The 23522-nt window shown below is 50.8% G+C and carries 22 protein-coding genes; 1 reads left to right on the top strand and 21 read right to left on the bottom strand.

Annotation, left to right across the window (positions count from 1 at the left end; genetic code table 11):
- Positions 1-100: 100 nt before the first annotated feature.
- The 9 genes from rpoZ to ACTJKB_RS19470 form a co-directional block, all read right to left on the bottom strand.
- Positions 101-301 carry a DNA-directed RNA polymerase subunit omega gene (gene rpoZ / locus ACTJKB_RS19510; protein WP_440836055.1) on the bottom strand — a complete coding sequence of 67 codons (201 nt, stop codon included), beginning with the start codon at positions 299-301 and terminating at the stop codon, positions 101-103.
- 55 nt (positions 302-356) lie between these two features.
- Positions 357-926, bottom strand: a complete 570-nt coding sequence (gene gmk, locus ACTJKB_RS19505; protein WP_074112871.1) for a guanylate kinase — start codon at positions 924-926, stop codon at positions 357-359.
- Between the two features lie 18 nt (positions 927-944).
- The gene (gene remA, locus ACTJKB_RS19500; RefSeq protein WP_006209218.1) at positions 945-1205 is read right to left on the bottom strand and encodes an extracellular matrix/biofilm regulator RemA; all 261 of its coding nucleotides are present in this window, start codon (positions 1203-1205) and stop codon (positions 945-947) included.
- A 51-nt stretch (positions 1206-1256) separates the two neighbouring features.
- The gene (locus ACTJKB_RS19495; protein ID WP_440836054.1) at positions 1257-2147 is read right to left on the bottom strand and encodes a YicC/YloC family endoribonuclease; all 891 of its coding nucleotides are present in this window, start codon (positions 2145-2147) and stop codon (positions 1257-1259) included.
- Positions 2148-2185: 38 nt separating this feature from the next.
- Positions 2186-4060 (bottom strand): bifunctional homocysteine S-methyltransferase/methylenetetrahydrofolate reductase, encoded by a 1875-nt coding sequence (locus tag ACTJKB_RS19490; RefSeq protein ID WP_440836053.1) that lies wholly within the window; start codon positions 4058-4060, stop codon positions 2186-2188.
- 156 nt (positions 4061-4216) lie between these two features.
- A complete protein-coding gene (locus tag ACTJKB_RS19485; RefSeq protein WP_440836340.1) occupies positions 4217-5923 on the bottom strand; it encodes a methyl-accepting chemotaxis protein in 1707 nt (568 codons plus the stop codon).
- 5 nt (positions 5924-5928) lie between these two features.
- Positions 5929-7236 carry an ABC transporter substrate-binding protein gene (locus tag ACTJKB_RS19480; RefSeq protein ID WP_440836052.1) on the bottom strand — a complete coding sequence of 436 codons (1308 nt, stop codon included), beginning with the start codon at positions 7234-7236 and terminating at the stop codon, positions 5929-5931.
- A gap of 252 nt (positions 7237-7488) precedes the next feature.
- Positions 7489-8325: a diaminopimelate epimerase gene (gene dapF, locus ACTJKB_RS19475; RefSeq protein ID WP_440836051.1), complete on the bottom strand. Its 837-nt coding sequence runs from the start codon at positions 8323-8325 to the stop codon at positions 7489-7491.
- Positions 8326-8397: 72 nt separating this feature from the next.
- Positions 8398-11229 carry a calcium-translocating P-type ATPase, SERCA-type gene (locus tag ACTJKB_RS19470; protein ID WP_440836050.1) on the bottom strand — a complete coding sequence of 944 codons (2832 nt, stop codon included), beginning with the start codon at positions 11227-11229 and terminating at the stop codon, positions 8398-8400.
- Between the two features lie 192 nt (positions 11230-11421).
- On the opposite strand from ACTJKB_RS19470, the gene ACTJKB_RS19465 reads away from it, so the two are divergent.
- On the top strand, positions 11422-13347 hold the full coding sequence (locus ACTJKB_RS19465) for an Rqc2 family fibronectin-binding protein (protein ID WP_440836049.1): 1926 nt from the start codon (positions 11422-11424) through the stop codon (positions 13345-13347).
- Here ACTJKB_RS19465 and ACTJKB_RS19460 read toward each other — a convergent pair.
- The 12 genes from ACTJKB_RS19460 to ACTJKB_RS19405 all read right to left on the bottom strand — a co-directional run bounded on the left by ACTJKB_RS19460 (position 13344) and on the right by ACTJKB_RS19405 (position 23459).
- Positions 13344-13673: a hypothetical protein gene (locus tag ACTJKB_RS19460; RefSeq protein WP_440836048.1), complete on the bottom strand. Its 330-nt coding sequence runs from the start codon at positions 13671-13673 to the stop codon at positions 13344-13346. The genes ACTJKB_RS19465 and ACTJKB_RS19460 overlap by 4 nt on opposite strands.
- Before the next feature lie 49 nt (positions 13674-13722).
- The gene (locus ACTJKB_RS19455) at positions 13723-14625 is read right to left on the bottom strand and encodes a PHP domain-containing protein (RefSeq protein ID WP_440836047.1); all 903 of its coding nucleotides are present in this window, start codon (positions 14623-14625) and stop codon (positions 13723-13725) included.
- 21 nt (positions 14626-14646) lie between these two features.
- Positions 14647-15216, bottom strand: coding sequence for a GNAT family N-acetyltransferase (locus ACTJKB_RS19450; protein ID WP_440836046.1), 570 nt, complete (start codon positions 15214-15216; stop codon positions 14647-14649).
- An 89-nt stretch (positions 15217-15305) separates the two neighbouring features.
- A complete protein-coding gene (locus ACTJKB_RS19445; RefSeq protein WP_440836045.1) occupies positions 15306-16205 on the bottom strand; it encodes a LysR family transcriptional regulator in 900 nt (299 codons plus the stop codon).
- 183 nt (positions 16206-16388) lie between these two features.
- Entirely contained in the window at positions 16389-16859 is a 471-nt protein-coding gene (locus tag ACTJKB_RS19440; protein WP_440836044.1) for a hypothetical protein, read from the bottom strand.
- A gap of 80 nt (positions 16860-16939) precedes the next feature.
- The gene (locus ACTJKB_RS19435; protein WP_440836043.1) at positions 16940-17905 is read right to left on the bottom strand and encodes a GGDEF domain-containing protein; all 966 of its coding nucleotides are present in this window, start codon (positions 17903-17905) and stop codon (positions 16940-16942) included.
- Complete coding sequence (locus tag ACTJKB_RS19430; protein ID WP_440836042.1) at positions 17886-18782, bottom strand: EAL domain-containing protein; 897 nt, start codon at positions 18780-18782, stop codon at positions 17886-17888. Before ACTJKB_RS19430 ends, ACTJKB_RS19435 begins: the two co-directional genes overlap by 20 nt.
- 195 nt (positions 18783-18977) lie before the next feature.
- Positions 18978-19688, bottom strand: a complete 711-nt coding sequence (eutC, locus tag ACTJKB_RS19425) for an ethanolamine ammonia-lyase subunit EutC (protein WP_440836041.1) — start codon at positions 19686-19688, stop codon at positions 18978-18980.
- A gap of 54 nt (positions 19689-19742) precedes the next feature.
- Positions 19743-21098 (bottom strand): ethanolamine ammonia-lyase subunit EutB, encoded by a 1356-nt coding sequence (eutB, locus tag ACTJKB_RS19420; RefSeq protein ID WP_440836040.1) that lies wholly within the window; start codon positions 21096-21098, stop codon positions 19743-19745.
- 30 nt (positions 21099-21128) lie between these two features.
- Positions 21129-22595 (bottom strand): ethanolamine ammonia-lyase reactivating factor EutA, encoded by a 1467-nt coding sequence (locus ACTJKB_RS19415; RefSeq protein WP_440836039.1) that lies wholly within the window; start codon positions 22593-22595, stop codon positions 21129-21131.
- Positions 22596-22715: 120 nt separating this feature from the next.
- Positions 22716-22979 (bottom strand): YlbG family protein, encoded by a 264-nt coding sequence (locus tag ACTJKB_RS19410; protein WP_074088579.1) that lies wholly within the window; start codon positions 22977-22979, stop codon positions 22716-22718.
- Positions 22980-23018: 39 nt separating this feature from the next.
- Positions 23019-23459 (bottom strand): YlbF family regulator, encoded by a 441-nt coding sequence (locus ACTJKB_RS19405; protein WP_440836038.1) that lies wholly within the window; start codon positions 23457-23459, stop codon positions 23019-23021.
- Positions 23460-23522 lie beyond the last annotated feature (63 nt).

Below are 23522 nucleotides of genomic sequence, written 5' to 3'. Positions count from 1 at the left end.
GGCTCTTTAAAATAATTGACCTCTAACCCAAGAAGAAACGGCAGCAACCCATACAAGGCTGCGTCCGTTTCTGAAAATGGCTTAGCAGGAATAGCTCGGACTACTCTTCTCCGCGGGTTACAGTGATGCGGTCTTCATAAATCTCTTCCAGAGCAACACCGACGTTCTTATGTGATCTCGGAGCTTTGATATCAGTCTTGCCGCCTTCACGTAGCGCTCTTGCCCGGCGGGCTGCCGCAACAACCAAGGAATACTTGCTGTCGACTTTGGTCATCATTTCGTCAATGGATGGATATAGCATGTAAAACACCTCTTCATCTTTTACTGTGATATGAGCTTGAGTTCTGATGTGCCTATCATCTCACCTTACAATGTTCGGCGATGATGATGCTTTCTATTCGCTTGCAGGCCAGATCAATCTCATCATTCACTACTGCATAATCGTAATGCCGGATCAGGCCGATCTCATCCTCCGCTACGGACATACGGTGGTTAATGACATCAGGATGCTCCGTACCGCGTCCGCGGATGCGGTCCTTCAATTCGTCCATGGACGGTGGAAGAAGGAACACAAAGATACCTTCGGGAAATTTGTCTTTGACTTTGAGGGCTCCCTGAACTTCGATCTCCAGAATAATGTCTCTTCCGCTGTCGAGTGTCCGCTCCACAAAATCACGCGGAGTACCGTAATAGTTGCCTACGTACTCCGCATATTCAAGCAGTTGATCGGCTTCAATCATGGCCGCAAACTGCTCTCTGGTTTTGAAAAAATAATTGACTCCGTTTTCTTCGCCTTCACGCGGTAAACGCGTTGTGGCGGAAACAGAATAGACAAGTTCAGGCATCTTCGGCCGCAGTGCGGAACATACAGTTCCTTTACCAACACCGGACGGGCCGGATAGTATGATCAGCAATCCTTTTGACATAGTACACTCCATTTGTTGTTATTCGTCGTTATCGTCATCTTTGCTGGAAAGACGGTGTGCCACAGTCTCCGGCTGCACAGCCGAGAGAATGACATGATCGCTGTCTGTAATGATGACGGCCCGCGTCCGGCGGCCGTAAGTGGCGTCGATCAGCATATGCCGGTCTCTGGCCTCTTGGATAATACGTTTAATTGGTGCAGATTCCGGGCTGACAATGGAAATAATTCGGTTGGCCGATACGATATTTCCAAAGCCGATGTTGATTAATTTAATTGCCATGTTCCGGTTGTTCCCCCCATAGGTTACATCTTTGCTTGCTTCAGAGCACTGTCATTCCAAGTTCGCTGCTTGTTCACGTATCTTCTCCAGCTCAGCCTTCATATCCAGCGTGAGATTCACCAGAGTCAGATGATTGCATTTGGACCCGATTGTATTCGTCTCCCTGTTCATCTCCTGAATGAGAAAATCCAGCTTGCGTCCTGCCGGCTCGCTTCCCTTCAGCAAAGCCTTGCATTGTTCAAAATGACTGTACAGCCGGGTAAGTTCCTCATCAATATTACAGCGGTCGGCAAAAACAGCAATTTCCATTCCGAATTTATGCTCTTCAAAAGGGAACGTACCGTCACTCAGCCCGCTGAGCCGCTGGCGCAGCTTCTCACGGTACTCGTTCACCACCACTGGAGCAAGTGCTGCCATTTCAGCATGCAGTTCCTCCAGATGATTCAGCCTACGCCCCAGATCAGCGGCTAGAAATCCGCCTTCCCGGGCTCGCATTTCGAGCAAGGCTTCCAGACTCTGGTTCAGACCCTGCTCAAGAATATCCTTGAAGTCCTGGTCCAGGACAGATGCATGAGCATCTTCTTTGAATTCCATTACACCGGGCATCGAAAGGATGTCTCGCAGCAGCAGTTCACCTTGAATTCCAAATTCCTCTTGCAACTGCTCTGCCGACTTCAAATAGGAACGTACCGCCGAACGGTTCAGCACTTGTGCCAACTCAGCTTCTTCGGTATGCTCCCTGTTAATGATGACATCCACTCGTCCCCGTTTGATATGAGCTTGAACTTGTCTTCGCAGCATATCCTCATAAACCGTCCAATCCCGGGGCATCCGCAGTACAACTTCGCAGTAACGGTTATTCACCGATTTGACTTCGAACGTAATCTTGTAACCGCCGAATTGCAGGGATGATTGACCGTATCCGGTCATGCTAAATGACAACGGAATCACATCCATTACACTATTGTAATTGATTATTACTAGCGAAACAAGGGGGACAATTTGCGTCCTTGTTTCTCCCACACATACTCCAGGAGCTGCACGCTCATATCATAGAACATAAACGGCGTCATTAAATAGATGCCATTAAAATGCGCAGTAGCCGCATCCAGCAGCTCTTTGGCGATCCGCACACCTTCTGCACGTCCTTCTTCGCCTTCCAGACCCTGCATCCGGCTTCTCACTTCTGGGGACAGCTGAATACCGGGAACTTCGTTATGAAGATATTCCGCGTTTCGTCCGCTGGCCAGCGGCATGATACCGATAAAAATTGGAATGTCCAGATGCGCCGTAGCCTTCGCAATACGTTCGATCAGCTCAGGATCGTAAACAGGCTGGGTCATGATATAGTCGGCGCCGGAGGCAATCTTTTTCTCCAAACGTTCAACCGCCTTGTCCAAATGCTTAACGTTGGGGTTGAATGCGGCTCCGATGACAAAATTCGCGTTCTGCTTCAGCGGCTTGCCGGAGAAGGCGATACCGTCATTCAGCTGCTTGATCATCCGTATAATTTCAAATGAGGTCAGATCGTAGATGGAGCTTGAACCCGGTAAATCGCCGAACCTGGCCGGGTCACCCGTAACTGCCAGCACATGGTCAATCCCCAAGGCATCGAAGCCCATGAGATGGGATTGGGTTCCGATCAGATTGCGGTCACGGCAGGCAATATGAACCAGAGGACGCAGGCCCGTACGGGCCTGAACTAGATGCCCCAGCGCCATGTTGCTCATCCGAGTCACAGCGAGCGAGTTATCCGCAAGTGTCAGAGCATCTGCACCTGCTCTTCGCAGCGCTTCCGCGCCACGCATGAACTTTGCAATATCCAGATCACGCGGCGGATCCAGCTCAACGATCACCGTGTGGCGTTCCTTGACCAGATCGACCAGTGTCGGTTCATGACCATCACGTTCTTCGTTCTCTCCCAGATGCTCCTGCACCGTCAGGCGTTCCAGATTGTTCTGGGCTGTCGGCTCTGGAAGAGGGTGTACCGAATACTCACGAAGAGCGGCAGAGATCTCGGCGATATGCTGTGGTGTTGTGCCGCAGCAGCCCCCAATAATACGGGCACCCATATCCGCAAAAACCGGTGCCATCTGGCCGAAATAATCCGGCGAGGCGCCATACCGGTACTGCCCGTCCACATAATCGGCGATACCCGCATTAGGATATACCGAAGCGGGGAGCCTTAGGCTTCCCTGCAGCGATTTTAGTGCACGCTTAATGCCATTAGGTCCGGTTCGGCAGTTGAAGCCGATAATATCTGCCCCGTCCTGTTCCAGAATATGGAAAGCCTCCGTCAGCGTTAATCCGTCCAGGGTGCGTGCGGTCTCATCCACAGCCAGCTGGCAGATCACCGGAAGCTCGCTGAGCTTACGGACCGCTCTTAAAGCCAGATGCAGCTCCTCCACATCATAGAACGTTTCCAGCATAATCCCGTCAGGCTGCTCTTCCAAAAGCGCCGAAAACTGCTGGGCATAAAACCGTTTCAGCTCTGAGCTGGACAGATTTGCCCGTTTACCGGCACGGATCGAACCTACCGCACCTACGACATATCCGGTTTCCCCGGCGGCATGCCGTGCGATCCGCACACCTGCACGGTTGATTTCATCCACCTTGGCCTCCAGGCCAAATTTGGACAGCTTGTCATAATTGGCAGAGTAAGTATTACTCTCCAGCAGCACCGCTCCCGCTTCAATATAGCTCCGGTGTACATCCTCAATAACCTCCGGAGAGGTCAGATTCAATTCTTCATAGGAGATGCCGACCGGGAAGCCTTTTTGATATAAAAAGGTTCCCATCGCTCCGTCTCCGACCAACACGTTATTCTTCCATGCAGAGCGCAAATCCGGCTTCACCGTAAGAACCTCCCCTAATCAGTCCATAGTTTCATACTAATGTAACATAAATCGGGATGGATGATAAGCTTTCATCAGCCAAAAGCCATTCGTCTCACCAGACCTCAAAAAAAGCAAATCCCCGAATCGGAGACTTGCTGTCAAAGTAATGAAGGATTAGCTTATTTTGAATTTCCCAGCCAATTCTAATAACTCTTCAGACATTTTTGCCAGAGCCACAGAGGCACTATTGACTTCCTCTACCGTCGCCAGCGTTTCCTGCGCAGAAGCTGAAACACTCTGTGTCCCATCGGATGTTTCATTGACAATTACAGATATCCCTTCAAAAGCTGCAACCAATTTTTTGGTATCACTGGACATTTCTTTAGAGGCCTCGGAAACTTCACTGATCTCAGCTGTCACACCATGCATGGCCAATTCTATCTGTTCAAAGGCTTCTCCAGCCTCAGTGACGGAACGTATTCCCTCAAGCACCTCTTCTTCGCCTTTCAATACCTTGGATACACTGATTTCGCTCTCCAGCTGGATGCTCTTGATGACTTCAGAGATCTGCTTTCCTGACATGGCGGTTTGGTCAGCAAGCTTTTTCACCTCGGAAGCTACAACCGCAAATCCTCTGCCGGCTTCTCCTGCACGCGCCGCTTCGATGGAGGCATTCAAAGACAACAGATTCGTCTGTCCTGCAATCTCATTAATAAAATTAATAATCGTACCGATTTCCTTTGATTTTTCACCTAGGGATTTAACGGATACGGCAATCTCAGTAGAGTTGTTCTGGATCGAGGCCATTTGCTGTATAGCTGATTTAACGGCGTCAGATCCCTGAACCACAATTTGCGAAGCATTAATGGCGGACTCATTCACACTGGAGGCACTTTCTTCAATAAAGTCTGCCTGCTCATTCATCCTGTTTACCATCTTCATGCTTCCGGCTATACTTTCAACTTGTTTTTCCGTTCCTTGGGCCAGATCCTCAGTAACGTGAGCAATATGTTCAGTGGCCTGGCTTGTTTGTTCAGCACCGGCTGTCAGTTCTTCGGCGGAGGCTGCAACCTGCTCTGCATGAGACCCGATTCCCTGAATCAGATGCCGCAGATTGCCCGACATGTGATTAAAGGAAACCGCCAAATCGCCAAGCTCATCCTTGTTCTTGATCTGAATCTCGTTAACTGTCAAATCTCCGTTTGCAATCCGGACAGCCGCTGTCTGCAACAGCTTAATGGGCTTCGTTATCTGACTGCTGATCAGCACAGATGATGCCGCTGCTGCAATTAGAGATATGATGCTGATTCCAATAATTGTGGATTCCACATCTTTTGCACGTTGTTGCGCCATTGCAGTTCTATTATCAGATTCCGTCTGTTCCGAGGTAACCAGGTTACGGGCTACTTCAACAAATTTATCCAATACGGCGCTTTGATTGACTGCAATAGAGACAATGCTCTCTGTTTCACCTTTATTTTTAGCGTCAATCATCTGATCGGATATTACTATGAATTGAAGTTGCAGCAAATCTAACCCGGCCAAAATCTGCTGTTTACCAGGGTCCGTGATCAGTGATTCCAGCTTCGCATGATGTTCCGTGAATTTGAGGCGTGCGGCTGCATAAGCATCCATTTTTTTCGGATCTGCAGAAATGATAAAATCGGATACATTCGCATGTTCGGATTCGATTGTAGTATTCAAATCTTTTATTAAGCCAATCGTAGCCACTTGTTTTTTCAGGAGGCTGGTATAGGTTCCGTTAATTTGCGAGAGATACATGTATCCGGTAACTCCGAGAAACACCAGGAAAATCAAAATGATACCAAACCCTATGTATAGACGCTGTTTTATACTTTTCGCTTGAAAGACACCCTTCATCCTGTTCACTTGCTTCCCTCCTCCCTTGGTCCCAAAATCTCTTCAGCCTGTGCTCTGAACGTGCTTGCAGCCTGCTCTGGTGTAATACTGCCGGCATACAGGTTTTTCAGTATAATTTTCAGAGCGTTTTGAACGACCGCATCAGACAGCGGTGCTGGCGGATCAATTGGGGTGGAGTGTTTGGCAATATAACTCATGTATGAGTATTGTTCTTTCCCCTGTTCGGTGGATTGAATGGATAATTGTTCTGCGATTTTAGTTGCAATCGGAACTCCGCGGTCACCCTTAAGAATGTTATTTGCTTCCTTGTTATTAGTGAGAAAATCAACGAATTTAACCGCCGCTTCCTTATGTTTAGAATAAGAAGAGACCATGATAAACATAGAAGGTTTCACAAAGTTCCCTTCCGCAGTGGCTCCTTCAACCGTAGGAAGGTTCATGATTTTCAGTGTTCTGCCCGCTTCGTCACCATTTGAAACCATTTGGTTGCTTACAAGTTGCAAAAATGCAGTTTTCCCTGTTGCCAGCGGGTTTTTCTCATCCTTGGATGAATCTGTACCGGGGTTCAGAAGCCCCTGATCCAGCCATGTTTTCGTCAGTGTCAGATATTCAACCAGGGTAGCATCTTTGAAACCAAGACCTGTTTTCTCCTTATTGTAAAAAGATTCACCCTTCATTCTGAACCAATAGGGTAAATCAAACATCGCATATAAAGGATAAAAACCCGGGGTTTGAACCTTGTCTTTAAATTGCTGCATAGTTTGTTGCATATCCTGAATGGAATACGAATCCTGAAGTGGCTCTATACCATACTGTTTAAACATTTCAGGGTCATATGCGATTCCCAGAGCATTCGATCCCATTGGAATACCATACTGTTTCCCTTCATACTGTCCTGAGGCCAGATAGGATTTATCCACATCGGACAGATCAAGGACGTTGGACTTCATATACGGTTCGAGTGGCTCAATCAAGTGATGGGTGACATAGTTAAAAGCAAAATTATAGTCTGTCTGCATGATATCCGGTGTTTTTTGCTCAGCGGTTTCCATCGCCAGCTTCTGGGCTACCTCAGCAGTTGAAGAGTAATCCTCGGTATTAATTTTAATATTGGGATTCTCTTTCTCAAACAAATCAATAACCTTTAACGTGATCTCCTTACGGCTCGGTTTACCCCACCACATAAAATTCAATGTGATTTGTTCATCCGACTTTTTAACTTCTTCGTTACCTTTCCCTGTACACCCCACAAGTGATATCAACATCACAGAGGTCAAAAAAATTGCCGAAATCCTGGTTGATTTGTGTTTCATGAATGTCCACCTTTCTAATGCTGATCAAACTCTGAAAAACAATTTTCTAAAACTGTAAAAACTTATAATCTATATCGGATGATCGCTCTAATTTCTTGTGTATTTTTTCGACTTTTTTCAGCAAAAGCATCTTTTCTGGTTGTGCATTGATTCACAATCATGCGCAAATACGAAAAAGAGCTATCTTCAAGTGAAAGATTCCGCTTGAAAATAGCTCTTTTTATTGTTGATTCCTAAATATGGTGAGGCAGATTAAATGTCCACTGAACCTGTGTATACCACCTGGGCCGGGCCAGTCATGTAGACATGGTTGTCTTCCTCGTTCCATTCAATATAGAGATCGCCGCCCTTCAGGCTGATCGTCGCGGAGCGGTCGGTTAGACCATTCAGTACAGAGGAGACCAATGTGGCGCAAGCACCGGTTCCGCAGGCCAAGGTAGGTCCCGCCCCACGTTCCCAGACACGCATATCGACATGTCCACGGTCCAGCACGGTGGCGAATTCAACGTTGACTTTTCTCGGAAACAGCGGGTGTACCTCCAGCTTTGGCCCCCAAGTGGTCAGGTCAAAGCCTACTGCATCATCCACGTAGATTACACAATGCGGATTGCCCATAGATACAGCGGTGAATTTGAACTCTCTGCCATCCGCTTCAATCGGCTGGTCCAGCACAGGCTCGGCATCGATAGCCACAGGTATCTGTGTTCCTGACAACACAGGCTCTCCCATATCAACCGTTACCGTCTCCACCACGCCGTCTTTCACCTTCAGGGATACCTTCTGCTCACCGGCACCAATGGTTTCGATAACAATCTGTTCAGAGCCAACCAGTCCGTGCTCATAGACATATTTGGACACACAGCGGATCGCGTTCCCGCATTGCTCTGCTTCCGATCCGTCCGAATTCATAATGCGCATCATATAGTCACCGCGTTCCGACGGCAGTATATAGACCAGCCCGTCCGCACCTATGCCGAAGAACCGGTTGCACAGGGTAACTGCAAGCTCAGAGGCATTAGCAGGAAGCTCCTGCTCGCCGAAAACGATAATAAAGTCATTGCCAAGGCCATGCATTTTGGTAAATTCCATTGAGATTCCACTCCTAAAGGTTAGTAACAGTGAACCAAGCATACCTTAAGGAGTGGGTTTAAGCTATTGATTTTATGCCGAAATTTTTGTACTTTTTATCATTGCACGTCCTCCGCTGCGGCTGCGGTTCTTCTTGCCGCCCCACACGCTGCCAGCTCCCATCAGGAAGGTAGGAATACCGGCGGTGACAAGCACCAGACACCATTCACGGAAGGTAAGCGGCACGGTCTTGAAGACTGGCTGGAGCACAGGCAGATACATAACTACCAGCATCAGCAGAACTGACGAGAGCACAGCGAGCACCAGATATTTGTTCTGAAACGGATTGCGGTGGAACACTGAGCGGGAGCTGCGGCAGTCAAAGACGTGAATCAGCTGGGCCATAACCAGGGTGGCAAAAGCAACGGATTGCGCCCGGATCAGCTGCTGCGGACTGCCGGGGTCAATTCGCAGCGTCAGCCAGAAGGCGGCTAAAGTGCAGAGGCCGATTAGCAGCCCGCGGCTGATGATTTTCCAGCCGAGGCGGCGGGCAAAGATGTTCTCCTTCGATCCGCGCGGTTTGTGCTCCATCAAATCTTTCTCAGCCTGATCCACCCCAAGTGCCATCGCTGGCAGGCCGTCGGTTACCAGATTGACCCAGAGAATCTGGATGGGAACCAGAGGCAGGGGGAGGCCCAGCATCATGGCAAAGAACATCGTCAGAATTTCCCCTACGTTCGAGGCGAGCAGATAACGGATAAATTTGCGGATATTCTCGTAAATGTTCCGTCCTTCCTCAATAGCCGCTACTATAGTAGAGAAGTTGTCGTCGCCCAGAATGAGCGAAGAAGCTTCTTTGGTTACGTCTGTTCCTGTGACCCCCATGGAGATCCCGATATCCGCCGCTTTAATCGCTGGGGCGTCATTAACCCCATCCCCTGTCATCGCCACGACATGCCCATGGCGCTGCAGGGACTTGACGATGCGCAGCTTATGCTCAGGGGAGACCCTGGCATACACGTATACGTTATCCGATACCTTATCGAGGGCATCGTCATCCATCCGGGTGAGCTGGCTGCCGGTTAATACGGTTCCGCCACGCTGCAAAATACCCAGCTGATGGGCAATCGCTTCTGCTGTGGTTCCGTGGTCTCCGGTAATCATCACTGTCTTGATTCCTGCTCTGCGGGTGATGCTGATAGCATCGCGCACCTCACGGCGCGGCGGATCGATCATCCCGGCCAGTCCGGCGAAGACCAATTGGCATTCAGCTTCTTTTTCACTGCCTGCAACTTCACCGGAACGCATTTCCCTGTAAGCCATTCCCAGAACACGCAGCGCACCCGATGCCATTTCTTCATTGGCCTCCAGCACCTTCTGGCGCAAGGTAGGTGTGCAAGGTACGACTGCACCTTCCCACAGCATATAGGAGCAGCAGTTCAGCAGGACATCCGGCGCACCTTTGGTACAGATCATTTTACCGCCCGGATGATTCACAACCACTGACATCAGCTTGCGTTCCGAGTCGAACGGGAACTCCGTTTCCCTTGTATACGTTACAGCAAGCGACTGCGCAGTCAGCCCCATTTTTGCGGATAAAGTAACCAGTGCCCCTTCCGTTGGGTCACCTTTCAGCTCCCATACAGACGGATTGGCCACATTCTTGCCGGCTTCACCGCTTTTCTCTTTCTCTTTATCCTTGCCTTTGCGTTTGCTCCGGATTTCTCCGGGAAAGGTTTCAATAATCTCTGCATTGCTGCACAGTGCGCCGATCTGGAGCATGCGCCGCAGGTTTTGATCATTTTTAAGGTCGATGGGCTTGCCCTTTTGCAGCACATGTCCGATTGGGGTATAGCCTTCACCCGTTACCTCCAGATTCCGCCCGGCACTCCATAGCCGCGTGACCGTCATTTTGTTCTGGGTTAACGTTCCCGTCTTATCGGAACAGATCACCGAGGCACACCCGAGTGTTTCGACCGATGGCAGCTTGCGGACAATGGCCTTGCGTTTGATCATCCGCTGAACGCCGAGTGCAAGCGCAATGGTGACAATGGCCGGCAGCCCTTCCGGAATCGCCGCTACAGCAAGGCTTACACCAGCAAGAAACATAGCAGCTACAGGTTGCCCATGCAGAATACCTGCTGCGACAACTACAATAGTCAGGCCGAGTGAAACGTAGATCAGAATCTTCCCCAGCTGCTCCAGCCGATGCTGGAGTGGGGTTTCCTGAGATTCGGTATTCAGGATCAGATCGGCTATTTTGCCCATCTCGGTATCCATGCCGGTGCGAATAACGATGGCCCGGCCCGTTCCCCTTGTGACCATTGTGCCCATGAATCCGATATTTTTCTGGTCACCAAGCGGAATTTCCTCGGCATGAATGGCTTCCGAATGCTTGGAGACGGGTAGTGATTCACCGGTTAACGCAGACTCCTCAGCATACAAAGCGCTGCACTGCAGCCAGCGGACATCGGCCGGAATCCGGTCACCGCTCTCCAGCTGCACAATGTCGCCAGGCACCAGCATTTTGGCGGGAATGTGCTCAATCTTTCCATCGCGCAGCACCTTTGCAGAAGGTGCCGAGAGCTGCTTGAGCGCACGCAGCGAACGTTCGGCGCGGAATTCCTGGACAAAACCCAGAACCCCGTTCAGCATAATAATAGCGACAATCGTTATGGCGTCCAGGTATTCGCCCAGCAGACCGGACACCAGCGTCGCTCCCATCAGCACCAGCACCATGAAATCCTTGAACTGGTTAAGCATCAGGGTAAGCGGAGATATCGCCTTCCCTTCCGACAGCTCATTGTGTCCGTTCTCCATCAGCCTCTGCGCGGCATCCTCTCCGCTTAGGCCCGATCCCGGATGAACGCCGAACATCTTCTGCAGTTCCTCTGCACCGAGCCGGTGCCAACTTTTTTGTTCCATATTCCTTCTTTCCCCTCCCGGTCGTTTCTTGACTTCCGGCGGCGCACAGCTTTTCCACCTGTTCATGTCCAAGTGTATTCATAGTCGTCCCAAAATATCACTTCTGCCATGGCTTCCCCTTTTGCGCAAATGTGTCAAAGTATGGCATCATAGAGAGAGTACTTTATTATCAGCCGACAGGAGAACATGATCATGGCATTAGACGGCATAGTAACCAGAGCGATCGTGCACGAGCTTCAATCCTTTATTGGTGCACGTATCGGCAAAATATATCAACCCAGTACACACGATCTAATCTTCATCCTCCGTGGCTCCGGGGGTGGCGGCAAGCTGCTGCTCTCTGCCAATCCCACTTACCCGCGGGTTCATCTGACCGACAGAAACAGCATTAATCCGGCAGAAGCGCCGATGTTCTGCATGCTGATGCGCAAGCACTGTGAAGGCGGAACCATCGAGAGCATCAGTCAAGTTGGGTTGGAGCGCATCATTCATATCCAGGTAAGAACCCGGGATGAGCTCGGAGATGTATCGGCCAAAAAAATCATCATCGAGCTTATGGGCCGGCACAGCAATATCATTCTTACCGATCTTGCAACAGGCACCATTATCGACGGCATTCATCATGTGACTCCTACGATCAGCAGCTACCGGAATGTTATGCCCGGCATCGCCTATATCGACCCGCCGCAGCAGCATAAGCTGAATCCTTTGGAGATCGGCCAAGAGGCATTTATAAGTCTCGCCGCAGCTGCCGAGCAGGAAGCGCTGACAGTTGGCTCCGGTGAAGAACAGGAGCCAGAAGAGATGATTGAGGGCGAGCTCGCCGACCTCTTGAAGTCGCTGGAGGAGCCCAAGGCGGACGGCTCCGGTGGTCCCGCACCCTCAGCCGACCCTATCCAATGGATCGTGCATGCCTTCAGCGGCATGAGTCCGCTGATTGCCGGAGAGATTGTACGGCAGAGCGGCGTAACCGGGCCAACTTCATCAGCCGACTCCGCAGGTGGTACATCTGTTGTTTCACCCAAGTCGGATGAACATTGGACAGACGAGATGATGTCATTATGGAGAGCTTTTGACAAAGTGCTTGCGCCAGTGCGGACATTCAGCTTTTCCCCAATGTCAGGAGCAAACGCCAAAGGCAAACCCGTCTTCTCGGCCATTGCGCTTACACTTCAGGATGAGCATGTGAAGCATTACAGCTCCATCAGTGCTTGCCTGGAGGATTATTACGGAGATAAAGCCGAGCGTGATACAGTGAAGCAACGGGTTAGTGACCTGATCCGTTTCCTGAGTAATGAACGGAGCAAAAACGTCAAGAAGCTCGCCAATCTGAAAAAAGACCTGGACGAAGCCCATGATGCCGATCAATTCCGGATCTGGGGTGAGCTGCTGTTCGCTTCATTACATGCCGTCTCCAAAGGCGACAAGCAAGCTACACTTGTGAATTATTACGATGTGGACCAGGCAGAAATCACTATCCCGCTAGATCCGCTGCTCACTCCTTCAGACAATGCACAGCGGTATTTCAAGAAATACAACAAATACAAGAACAGCCTGCTGGTAATCAACGAACAGCTGCTCAAAACCCATGAGGAAATTGCTTACATGGAAACACTGCTGCAGCAACTGGCCCATGCTTCATTGAATGACATCGAGGAAATCCGCGATGAGCTAGTGGGTCAGGGTTACCTGCGCGACCGCAGTAAGAAGGGCAAAAAGAAGAAAAAAGCCACCCGCCCTACTCTGCAGGTGTTCACTTCTTCGGAAGGCGTGGAAATCTATGTTGGTAAAAACAATCTTCAAAACGAGTATGTCACGAACCGTCTGGCTTCGGCCAATGATACCTGGTTGCACACCAAGGACATTCCCGGCTCTCATGTGGTGATCCGCAGCGAGTCGTTTGGAGATGCTACGCTTGAGGAAGCTGCACAACTGGCTGCTTATTTCAGCCAAGCCAAGCAATCGAGCAGCGTCCCTGTGGACTGTACACTCATCCGTCATGTCCGCAAGCCCAGCGGGGCCAAGCCCGGCTTCGTCATCTACGATCATCAAAAGACCCTTTTCGTCACTCCTGACGAGGAACGGATTAAAAGTCTGCCGAATACGCTCAAGAATTAAGGCATACTACGGATTGCTGCTGTAACTCTGGGCTGCATTCTTAAACATAAAGAACCACCAGCCAAAAGACAGATGTCCATGGCTGGTGGTTCTTTATGTATTATGAAAGCAGGTATGGCACGACGGGAGCCGCTAACAACGGCATTTCTGCCGTTTTTCCTACCTATTTTCACCTTTAGAGCCCTGATAACGGAATTTCTGCCGTTATTACCCACTCTTCTAGCCAATAGTGCTTCAACAACGGCATTTCTGCCGTTATTACCCGCTCTTCTCGCCGATTGTGCTTCAACAACAGCATTTTTACCGTTGCTTTGCTCAGTCTGCATATTCGGGACCACGAACCACTTCCCATGCAGCAATTCAGCTTCACTTTACCTAAGATCCGGCTGACACACCCTTCAGCCGCTCCAGCACCGCGACCGGCACCGAAACGCTGCCAATCTCTCCATGAAACACAACCCCTTGGCGCGCACCGTGGAAATCCGAACCGCCGGTGACCAGCAGTCCATATTCTTCAGCGAGCGCGAGGTAACGTTCTTCATCGGCAGCGCCGTGGTCCGAATGGTAAACCTCGATGCCGCGCAGCGCACTGCGTTCAATAATACCGCGGACCAGCTCATCGTCCCCGTAGATTCCAGGATGGGCAAGTACCGCTGCTCCGCCTGCTTCAACAATCCAGTCGCATGCCAGCTCCGGCGTGATGCGCGGCGGTGACACATAAGCCGAAGCACCTTCAGCCAGATATTTGTCGAACGCATCACGCATATCCGAAGCCGCCCCTAGACGCACCAATGCGTCGGCAATATGCGGACGGCCCACGCTCTCGTCGGGCTTCAGCTCCCGTCCAATGCCTGCGGTAACTTGGTCCAGCGTAATGTCGATGCCCAGTCCCTGCAGCTTCGCAATGATCGCCTCGTTCCGCTGTGCGCGGGTATCTCTTTGCTCTGCAAGCCTGGACAGAAACAGTTCCTGTTGTGTATCCATGTAATAGCCCAGCACATGAATCTCTTTCCCGCCGGCTCGCGTACTGATTTCGACTCCGGGAACAACAGTAATGCCGTATTTCTGCCCGGCCTCAAGGGCTTCAGCGACTCCGGCCACCGTATCGTGATCCGTGATTGCTACTGCCGCCAGCCCTTTTTCATAGGCCAATCTTACATTCTCAGCCGGAGGCTGCATTCCGTCCGAAGATAATGTATGGGTATGCAAATCAGCTCTGCCTGAGAAACCGCTGCCCGTCTGATCTTTTAATTGGCTGTTCTTATGCTCCTGCCCCATTATCCTACCTGCCCTTCAAGTCTATTGGCTCCTTGCTGCTTCCCATTCCTCACGAAGAATCCCCATCTTAATGGCATCGTAGTACTCACCTCGCACAATCCGCGCCTTGCGTACCCGCGCCTCTTCGATCATGCCGCATTTCGCGGCCAACCCCATCATCCGGATATTCCCCGACCACGTGCCTATTCCGAGCCGGACCGTATCCATGGCCTCAAAAAGATATTGCATCCACATCCGGAATGCCTCGGTCCCATATCCGCCTGACCAAAACCGCGAATCAAACAGAACAATTCCGATTTCAAACCAGTTCGTCTCCTTCGACACCCAATATCTGCCTACCGTTCCTTTGAGTTCGCCGTCAATATCAATCACCAGACGGCTGCGGGGTTCGTCGGTATATACCAGAGCCAAGGTCTCGGTAAATTTTGACGCGAACGTTTCATAGCTTTCCCATTCCTGCGTCCCGTAAGGACCATTCCAGAGCAGATGCTCCCTGTCCTCCGCTTCATATTCATAATAATAAATGGTGCGGATGTCCTCTTCCGTCAGATCCCTCAGCGTAACTTTTTCTCCCTGCAGTACAATGGTCATAAGTATCCTCCGCTCGATAATTTCAGCATATTGATTCCCATAATACCCCAAATATGCGGATGAGCGTATGTACAAATTGATTATACTCTTTACTGATCTCCTGCATGGTCACGCAAAAACGTCAGAAACGTCACCGCAGAAATAGGCAGCAGCGTCGATTTGAGATGGATCGCATAAAACTGTCTTTTGAAAGAGGCATCCGTAATGTTGACAATCTTCAGCAATCCCAGCGCCACTTCATGTTTAACCGAGGAGGTAGAAATAATGGTGAGTCCGAGCCCTGCTTCCACCGCCGACTTCACGGCTCCTGTACTTCCTAGCTCCATCACCACTCGCATCGCCCCCGGATCCAGTCCCTTGGCCAGCAATTGTTCTTCCATGACCCGGCGGGTCCCTGAGCCCTGTTCACGAAGTACAAACGGATGCTGCAGCGCTTCCGCAAGCGTGACTTCATCTTTCTCCGCCAGCGGGTGCTCCCGGGGTACGATTAGCTTCAGTTCATCTCCCATAACCGGTTCAATGACCATATCCGGATGGGTGACCGGTGCCTCGATCAGGCCGAAATTCAGCTGATGCTTGTGAATCTCCTCCAGCAGCTGAGAGGTATTCATTACCTTCATCATAATGGAGATATGGGGATAGGTTTTGCCAAACGGACCCAAAAGGCGCGGCAGCACGTACTCCCCAATGGTCAGACTTGCTCCCAGCAGCAGGCGTCCCTCCAGCATATGGGTAAACGCCGACATCGCCTGATCCGTCTCCCGCATCAGCTGAATGCTGCGCAGCGCAAACGGCAGCAGTGTGCGGCCGGCCTCCGAGAGGATTATTTTTTTACTGGAACGGTCGAAGAGCTTGGCTCCGAAATAATCCTCCAGCGCCTGAACCTGCATGGTCACTGCGGGCTGTGTCATGTGAAGTGTCTGTGCCGCGGCAGAGAAACTTCCTCTCTCGGAAACGGTATAAAAAATATGCAGCTGATGAAAATTCATGCTTAAGACTCCTTCTATATAAAAAACTCAAGTGGAAACGGCTTCGCCGTCCTTTTAAGGGACAGAATCCGTTTCAGCGAGAAATATAAGGATGATTTATAGCGTGAAACATATAAATTCTTATATTTTCAAAAAAAACATGCAGCCTTCCGCCGCATGCCTTCTTCTGTAACTGTGCGCTCGTTATCTGCGTCTGCGGCGTTTCTTCACCAGCTTTATGCGGCGGGAATGGCGCAGCCACGAAAAGTAGGCTCTCAGATCCCGCAGCTGGGGAGTCGATGAAATATTGCCGAGAAAAGTAACCACAACCATCACATACAGCGGATCTCCGGAGATCGTGGTGGCTCCTTCCAGTTCCTTGAACTGGACCACCATTGATGTGTCATTGTCGATCAAATAAGCATGATATTCTCTCTGTGAATACGGCCTTACCCGGTTCTGCTTCACGCATTGCCATATCCACGCGCCAATATCCACGTCCTTGCCGTCTTCCTTACTGATCCGGTCTGTATAACGGCTTTTCGCATGCGGTGTTATAACAATATCGGCCACACTGTATTCATTCAGCATGATGTGAAAGGGCTCGTACACCCCCCACGTTTCCATCCCCTTGACATGCATAATCATCACACTCCACTGAAAGGGTCTTGGCATGCTCTTATTGTTGTCAATATTACCGCATTGACGTTAGTTGTTCAAGCATATCACCCTTACAGTTCTATAGTGCCCAAGGTTCAGCAGGTTTTACTTACGAAGCGATCCCTATCATCGACATAGCTGCTGCCTTTGATCATTTTGCATTTTTTCTTGAGTCTTGCTGCCTCCGAAGAGAGGTCTTCAATGGAGTCGAATCGACGGTAACGGTTAGTAACAACGGCTATAGAGATCGAAACCAGCGGAATTTCTTCCACCACGCCTGAGCGGCCCTCGGTCAGCACGTAATGCTGTGCCAAATGACCTGGATGATAGAATCCTTGCATCACCTTATCAAACTCTGCCATAATGGTCCGGCAATATTCCTCATAACGATAATCATCAATGAAAATAATAAAGTCATCCCCGCCGATATGACCCAAAAACCCTTCCAGCCGCAAGGTGCAATGTTTAAGAATCTCCGCCGTGGCTTGAATCATCCGGTCGCCTTCCTTAAACCCGTATGTATCGTTATATGCCTTGAAATGATCCAGATCTATGTACAGTACACTGAACTGCTCCTGCAGCAGCGATTTCACCATCCACTCATTTATGCTCAGATTACCCGGCAGACCGGTCAGCGGGTTCAAAAAGCTCGCGGCTACCGCCTGGATCTCGGCAAAATTAAGCAGCAAATCCCTTACGCTCACCGCTCCAAATAGTGCCCCTTCATGGGTGACCAGCACGTAATCATAGAGATGCTCTTCACTTCTGTCCATCGCCAGCCGGCTGACCTCGGTAATCGGCGTTTTGTAATCTACAACCAGCGGTGAACCGTCCATGATCAGTCCGACGGATCGGCCCATATACAGAGTGAAGCCATAGAGCGTACCGATCTGCTGGTAAAAGCGAATCCTCATGATCAATGCGACCGCTTGCCCGCCCTCCGTCACTGCCACACCCTGAAGCTGAGGATTGCTCTTAAAGATATGGTCCACATACGCGCATTTCTGGTGAGGGGAGATCTCCGGAATTTGTTCAGCAATTTCACCGATCTGAAGAAACATGCTTATAACCTCCTCTAACTGGAACTTGTGGTGAATCCGCTGGAAAAGCGCCTCGCACTGGCCAGTGGCCGGGTCTGCCAAGCGCATAGCCTTGTCCAAATTCAATGCCAGCCATTTGCAAATACATCAATTCTTCTTCCGTTTCGATACCTTCGGCAATGACCCGGGTAGCGGATCGATAGGCATATTCACTGATTAGCTCCAATAGCTCCTGCTGCTCCCGGTTGCCGTGAATGCCACGGATCAGGGATTTGTCCAGCTTGATGAACTCCGGCTTCAGATAGACCAGTGTCTTGAGGCTGTTATAGCCGGAGCCGGCATCGTCCACAGCAATACGGAAGCCCTGCTCACGGTAATGTGAGAGCACTTTCTCGAATCCTACATAATCCTGGACTGCCTGCCGCTCGGTCAATTCAAATACAACTCGCTCCGGGGAGAGATTCAGCTCCTGCAGGAGACTGAGCGTTTCACCGCTTTTATGCCGGGCATCGTTCAGGACTCCCGGGTGTACGTTGATAAATACAAGTCTGTCTGTCCATGCTTCGCCTTCCGGCAGCCGTTCCATATAGCGAGAGAGCGAAATCCGCCGGCAGTAATGCTCGAATCTGAACATCTGATCCGTACGGCCGGCAAATTCATAGAAATGCTCCGTGGTCGGAAATTGCGTAGAGTTGGGAGGCCTGTTCAGTACCTCATGACCCATCGTCAGCCCGCTTCTCAGTTGCAGAATCGGTTGAAAAAAGGTATCCAGCCGTCCATGATTCATAATATCCAGCAGGGCCGACAGCCTTCCCAGCTCCTTCACCTCGTTATGCAGCCTGCCATTGATGTGCCGAAGATACTGGGGAATTGCCGATAGTTTTTGGGTTATTGCCATTCGTTTCGTCATTAGGTCACCTGTTTGTTTTTTTCTCGTGAATTTTGTCACTCTCTTCCCAGCATATAGCGGAAGTATTAAGCAGCGATAAAAAGTACAAGGCAAAACAGAGGCATTTCGACAATTTCCACGGCTTCACCCACAAAAAAACTGCCCTGATTTGGGCAGTTCTAGAATTAGACCCGTTCATTCTGTTTACTGAACCAGACCAACCCCGCTCTTTTTTTGTTTCAGCATGCTGGAGATCAGACTGCCTATATGAGCACCCGCTTCCACTGGAGGTGTCCCGCCTTGATGAATATTGGAGATGACCATCCGATCCGAATCAGTCATTCCGGCACGTGGTCTATAACAGAGATAGGCACTCATCGAATGGGAAGTAATCAGCCCCGGCCGTTCACCGATCAGGAGCACGATGGTCTCAGGATGGAGAATGTCCCCAATGGCATTCATAATTCCCACCCGCCCATTCCTTACAAAAAAAGGAGTTCCCGCCTTCAGACCCTGCACCTGCAGCGAATCCAGCAGCGCCGGAACCAAATCACCCGCATTATGCTCAATGGCACCGGCACTGAGCCCGTCCGAGACCACAAGCTGCACTTGCGGGGAAGGAACACAACGCTGGAGCAGCTGCTGTATGCTGTGATCCGGCAGGAGCCTGCCCAGATCCGGTCTCCGTAAATATAGTTCCTGATCGACCGCTCCGGAATCCACCATGAAGAGTCCCAGCTCTGCAAGCAGGTCGGTACTAACGCTGCCGTACACTGAATCAACAGCTGCCGCATGATCGAATCGCAGCTTCAACAGTTCACGGGTGGTCGGCCGCGTACCCGCCCTGCCCGTGCCAATTCTGGCGGGCGTCGCCTGCTTCAGCTCCTTCATCCCGTCTTCATCTCGAAAGGGCATGTTATTTTCCTCCTGAACGTTTGGTTGGCTATGCTTATTTTGAGAACATTCCACCTACATAAATCTCGTCGGGTCACCGGCAAGCGCGGTCAGCCGCCCGTCCTGCAGGATGCCCATGCTTTCTGCCCACGCCGCAAATTCAGCGCCAGGCTGCAAGCGCAGCAGTTCCCGCAGCGTAGCTATATCATGAAAGCTGGTTGACTGGTAATTCAACATACAGTCATCCGCCATGGGCACCCCGATAATGAAATTCACCCCTGCGACAGCCAGCAGCACAGCCAGATTATCCATATCGTTCTGGTCTGCCCGCATATGGTTGGTGTAACAGACATCCACTCCCATCGGCAGCCCCTGGATTTTACCCATGAAATGATCCTCCAGGCCTGCTCTTATCACCTGCTTGCTGTCATATAAATATTCCGGGCCTATGAACCCAACTACGGTATTCAGCATGAAGGGCTTGAAGCGCTTCGCCAGCCCGTAGCAGCGGGACTCCAGCGTAACCTGGTCAATACCATGATGGGCCCCTGCAGACAGCTCGGAGCCCTGGCCGGTTTCAAAATACCAGCGGTTCTCACCCTTCGCCGTTCCCGACTCCTGAATCAGCTGATCTGCTTCCTCCAGCAGCCGCAGGTTAATGCCAAATGAATCATTTCCGCTCTGTGTACCCGCAAGACTCTGGAAGATCAGATCCGCTGGCGCGCCCTTTTCAATGGCTCTCATCTGGGTGGTGACATGGGCAAGCACACTGTTTTGAGTCGGAATGTTCCAGCGATGGATGACCTCCATCGTCTCATGGAACAGCCGGAGGATGTTGTCGGTTGTATCGATGACCGGATTAATCCCAATAACTGTATCCCCAACGGCGTAGCTCAGCGCTTCATAGATTGAAGCCTTCATGCCTTTAGGATCATCTGTCGGATGATTGGGCTGTGCCCGGCTCCCCAGTCTTCCTCTGCCCCCAAGAACCGTATTGCAGCGGGTAATAACCTCGCATTTGGCGGCGGCTTGAATCAGATCCAGGTTGGACATGAGCTTTGCAGCCGCTGCTACCATCTCACTGTTCAATCCTTTGCTGATGTCCTGAACCCCGGCCGCCTCTTGGGACAGCAGCTGATCCCGAAGATCCCCCACTGTCCAGTGGCGAATGCGCTGATATGCCTGTTCCTCCACGCCTTCTTCAATCACTCTTGAGATTTCATCCTCTTCTGGAGGGAGCATAGGATGGCTGCGGATATCGGCTAGTGTCAGATCCGCAAGCAGCAGCTTGGCCGCCATCCTTTCTTTGGCATGCTCCGCTCCAAGTCCAACCAGGATATCCCCTGACCTCTCCTCATTGGCTGCAGCGAACAGCTGCTTCAAATCGCGGAAGCCATAGCTCTCCCCTTGTAGTGAGATCGTCAATTTCATCGGCTTCAATCCCTTCCTTTGTTTTTTCCCTCATGAATGAAAAACAAGGGTTTTTACAGCTAGCGGAATATATCCTTCTCCTACTGGCTCACCGATGTCCACATAATCCCCATGCCGAACCGCAACCTGATCCAGGCATACACATGGCAGGGTCCCGCCCGTGATCAGATGGATACAATTGCCTAGCGCTTTTGCGATATCATTTTCACAAATGATAACGGCCATCTCCAGCTGATAATGAAGAGCCGAGGCAGCTGCAGCTGCGGCAATCCGGCGGATCAGGGGATAGGTGCAGACAGAGAGATGCGGAACAATTACTGCGAATTTGCACGCCTCTGTTCCTGCACCCCCATACTTTTGTTTCCCTTCCGCAAAAGCTTCTTTTACTCCGAGCTCTATCCCGGTTAGCTCTTCACCGGGCTGGTCATGCCATGTTACACGCACCAGAGGTACATTCCTCAGCGGGAGCAGCATCCGGTCGGCGAACACGGTTGAGCCGCTTAGCATTGCCGTGTGGACTCCAGCCCCTATTACGGTGGCCCGTTGTGCATCTGGTGCAGCCTGCAGTCTTACGGGATAACGGGTTCCGGCGATACGCAAGGCCGAGGCCAGCAGCGGTCCGATATCTCCGAATCTGGCAGCTTCAGCGAGGTCTGATGGTGATTCGAGCTCCATAAGCGCACCTACACCACCGGATATCCAAATCTCAGCGATCTCTGTTTCAGCGCGTACCTTACTACTGTCAGGATTTCCGTAGATGAGCGGATATTTGCTCCAGTCCACAGTCTCATGAATCCCCTCCAGCAGCATTTCACTCCATCGCTCAGCAAGTTGCCGGAGCCGGCCAATCTCAGCCACCTCTCCCTCCCGTAGCATCATGAAACCCGCAGCCTTCAGCCATTGCAGGACTGAAGGCGAAATCCGTGTGATGCTCCCGTCCCTTTCCAGCATGATCAAACGGCCCCCGATATGGAAATTGAGCGTTCGAATGCAGCTCCCGCCTTCGAAAAAAGCAGCATTGGCTGTCCCGCCACCGATATCCACGTTGACCACCTGTCCCTTTACGTGCAGGGAACGGGCTTCTGCACCAGATCCTCTGCCTGCCAGCACAGCTTCCAAATCCCCGCCCGCCTGTGCAACGACGAATTCTCCTGCACTTGCAGCAAGACTATGCAATACCACATCCGCCTGCTGCTTAAAGGCTGTTTCCCCGGTAATGATAACAGCTCCTGTATGAATATCATCAGGCATAAGACCTGCACGGCTGTACTCGCTGGCCAGAATCCGCTCTAATTGTCCAAGATCTATCAGCGAATCCCCAATCAGCGGTGTTCGATGCATCCGGCTTTCATAGAACACATTTCGTTCGGTAATATGAAACTGCGGAAGGCTGGACAAGCCGGATTGCCGCTCTATTTTTAAACGGCTGAACACACATTTTGTCGTACTGGTTCCAATGTCAATACCTGCGCTTGTGAGCCATTCTCCATTCTGCATGTTCCTTGGGTTCCCTCCCGCTTCTTATCCCTCTGTAACTTTAAATCTATCTGTTCCTATGTAGATTAAGCAAAAAAGCAGATGCCGCCCTGGCACCTGCTCATTCTCAAAGATCAGAACCTACAATCCATAATACCGGGTCTTGTCCGGTCCGTTGCTGGTATACTCTGTCTTCAGTTCATTTCGGTAGGATCTTTCAATCTTGCGCACGTAGGAGAGTCTGCGGACGTTCTTCATTACTTCCTCGGCTCGTTCCGCATTCACATACATCACGGCGTAGTGCATCTTCCTGGATACATAATGCAAAGTCCCGTATTTCTCCAGATTCCGTGCCGCCTTAACGTCACTAACCCATACAATATATCCTGTTCGTTCCGCAAACATCAGCTATTCGCCTCACTTTCTGTTGCCCTGATCAGAAGCCTATCCGCAGGAGCAGCTGCCGCCGCTGCCGCATCCTCCGCCTTTGGGAGACGGGTCATTGCTTGGAACCTTAATACTCTCCGATACCGAGAACGCAATGGTTTCCGACATGGAATGAAGCATATCATCAAGGTTTTTCTCTGCCTGCTTGAAGCGGGCAACCTCTTCGAACTGCTCAAGCTCCTGCTCTACCGCTGTAACCTCATCCTTGGCTGAATGATAGTTAGGATGAAAATGTCCAAACCGCTGTGTCTCCTCAAACAGCTCTTTCTTCCCCTGCAGCCGCTTGACCATGGCCTGGATTTCCGGGCTGGCACCCACCCGTCCTTTCCAGTATAAGTAATCCGACACTTCGGCGGATTGATTAATCATATCACCTAATTCATAGGCGTATGTCAGCACTTCGGCCATATCGACCATATTCAATTCCGCTACGCTCATGAACTTCAACTCGTTTCTGCGTTAATGTTCTACTGCATACCGTAGACTCTCCTATCATACCAT

Source organism: Paenibacillus sp. 22594 (assembly GCF_052044425.1).
In the GTDB taxonomy this organism is placed as follows: domain Bacteria; phylum Bacillota; class Bacilli; order Paenibacillales; family Paenibacillaceae; genus Paenibacillus_AQ.
This window is presented reverse-complemented; position numbering and strand designations above follow the sequence as displayed.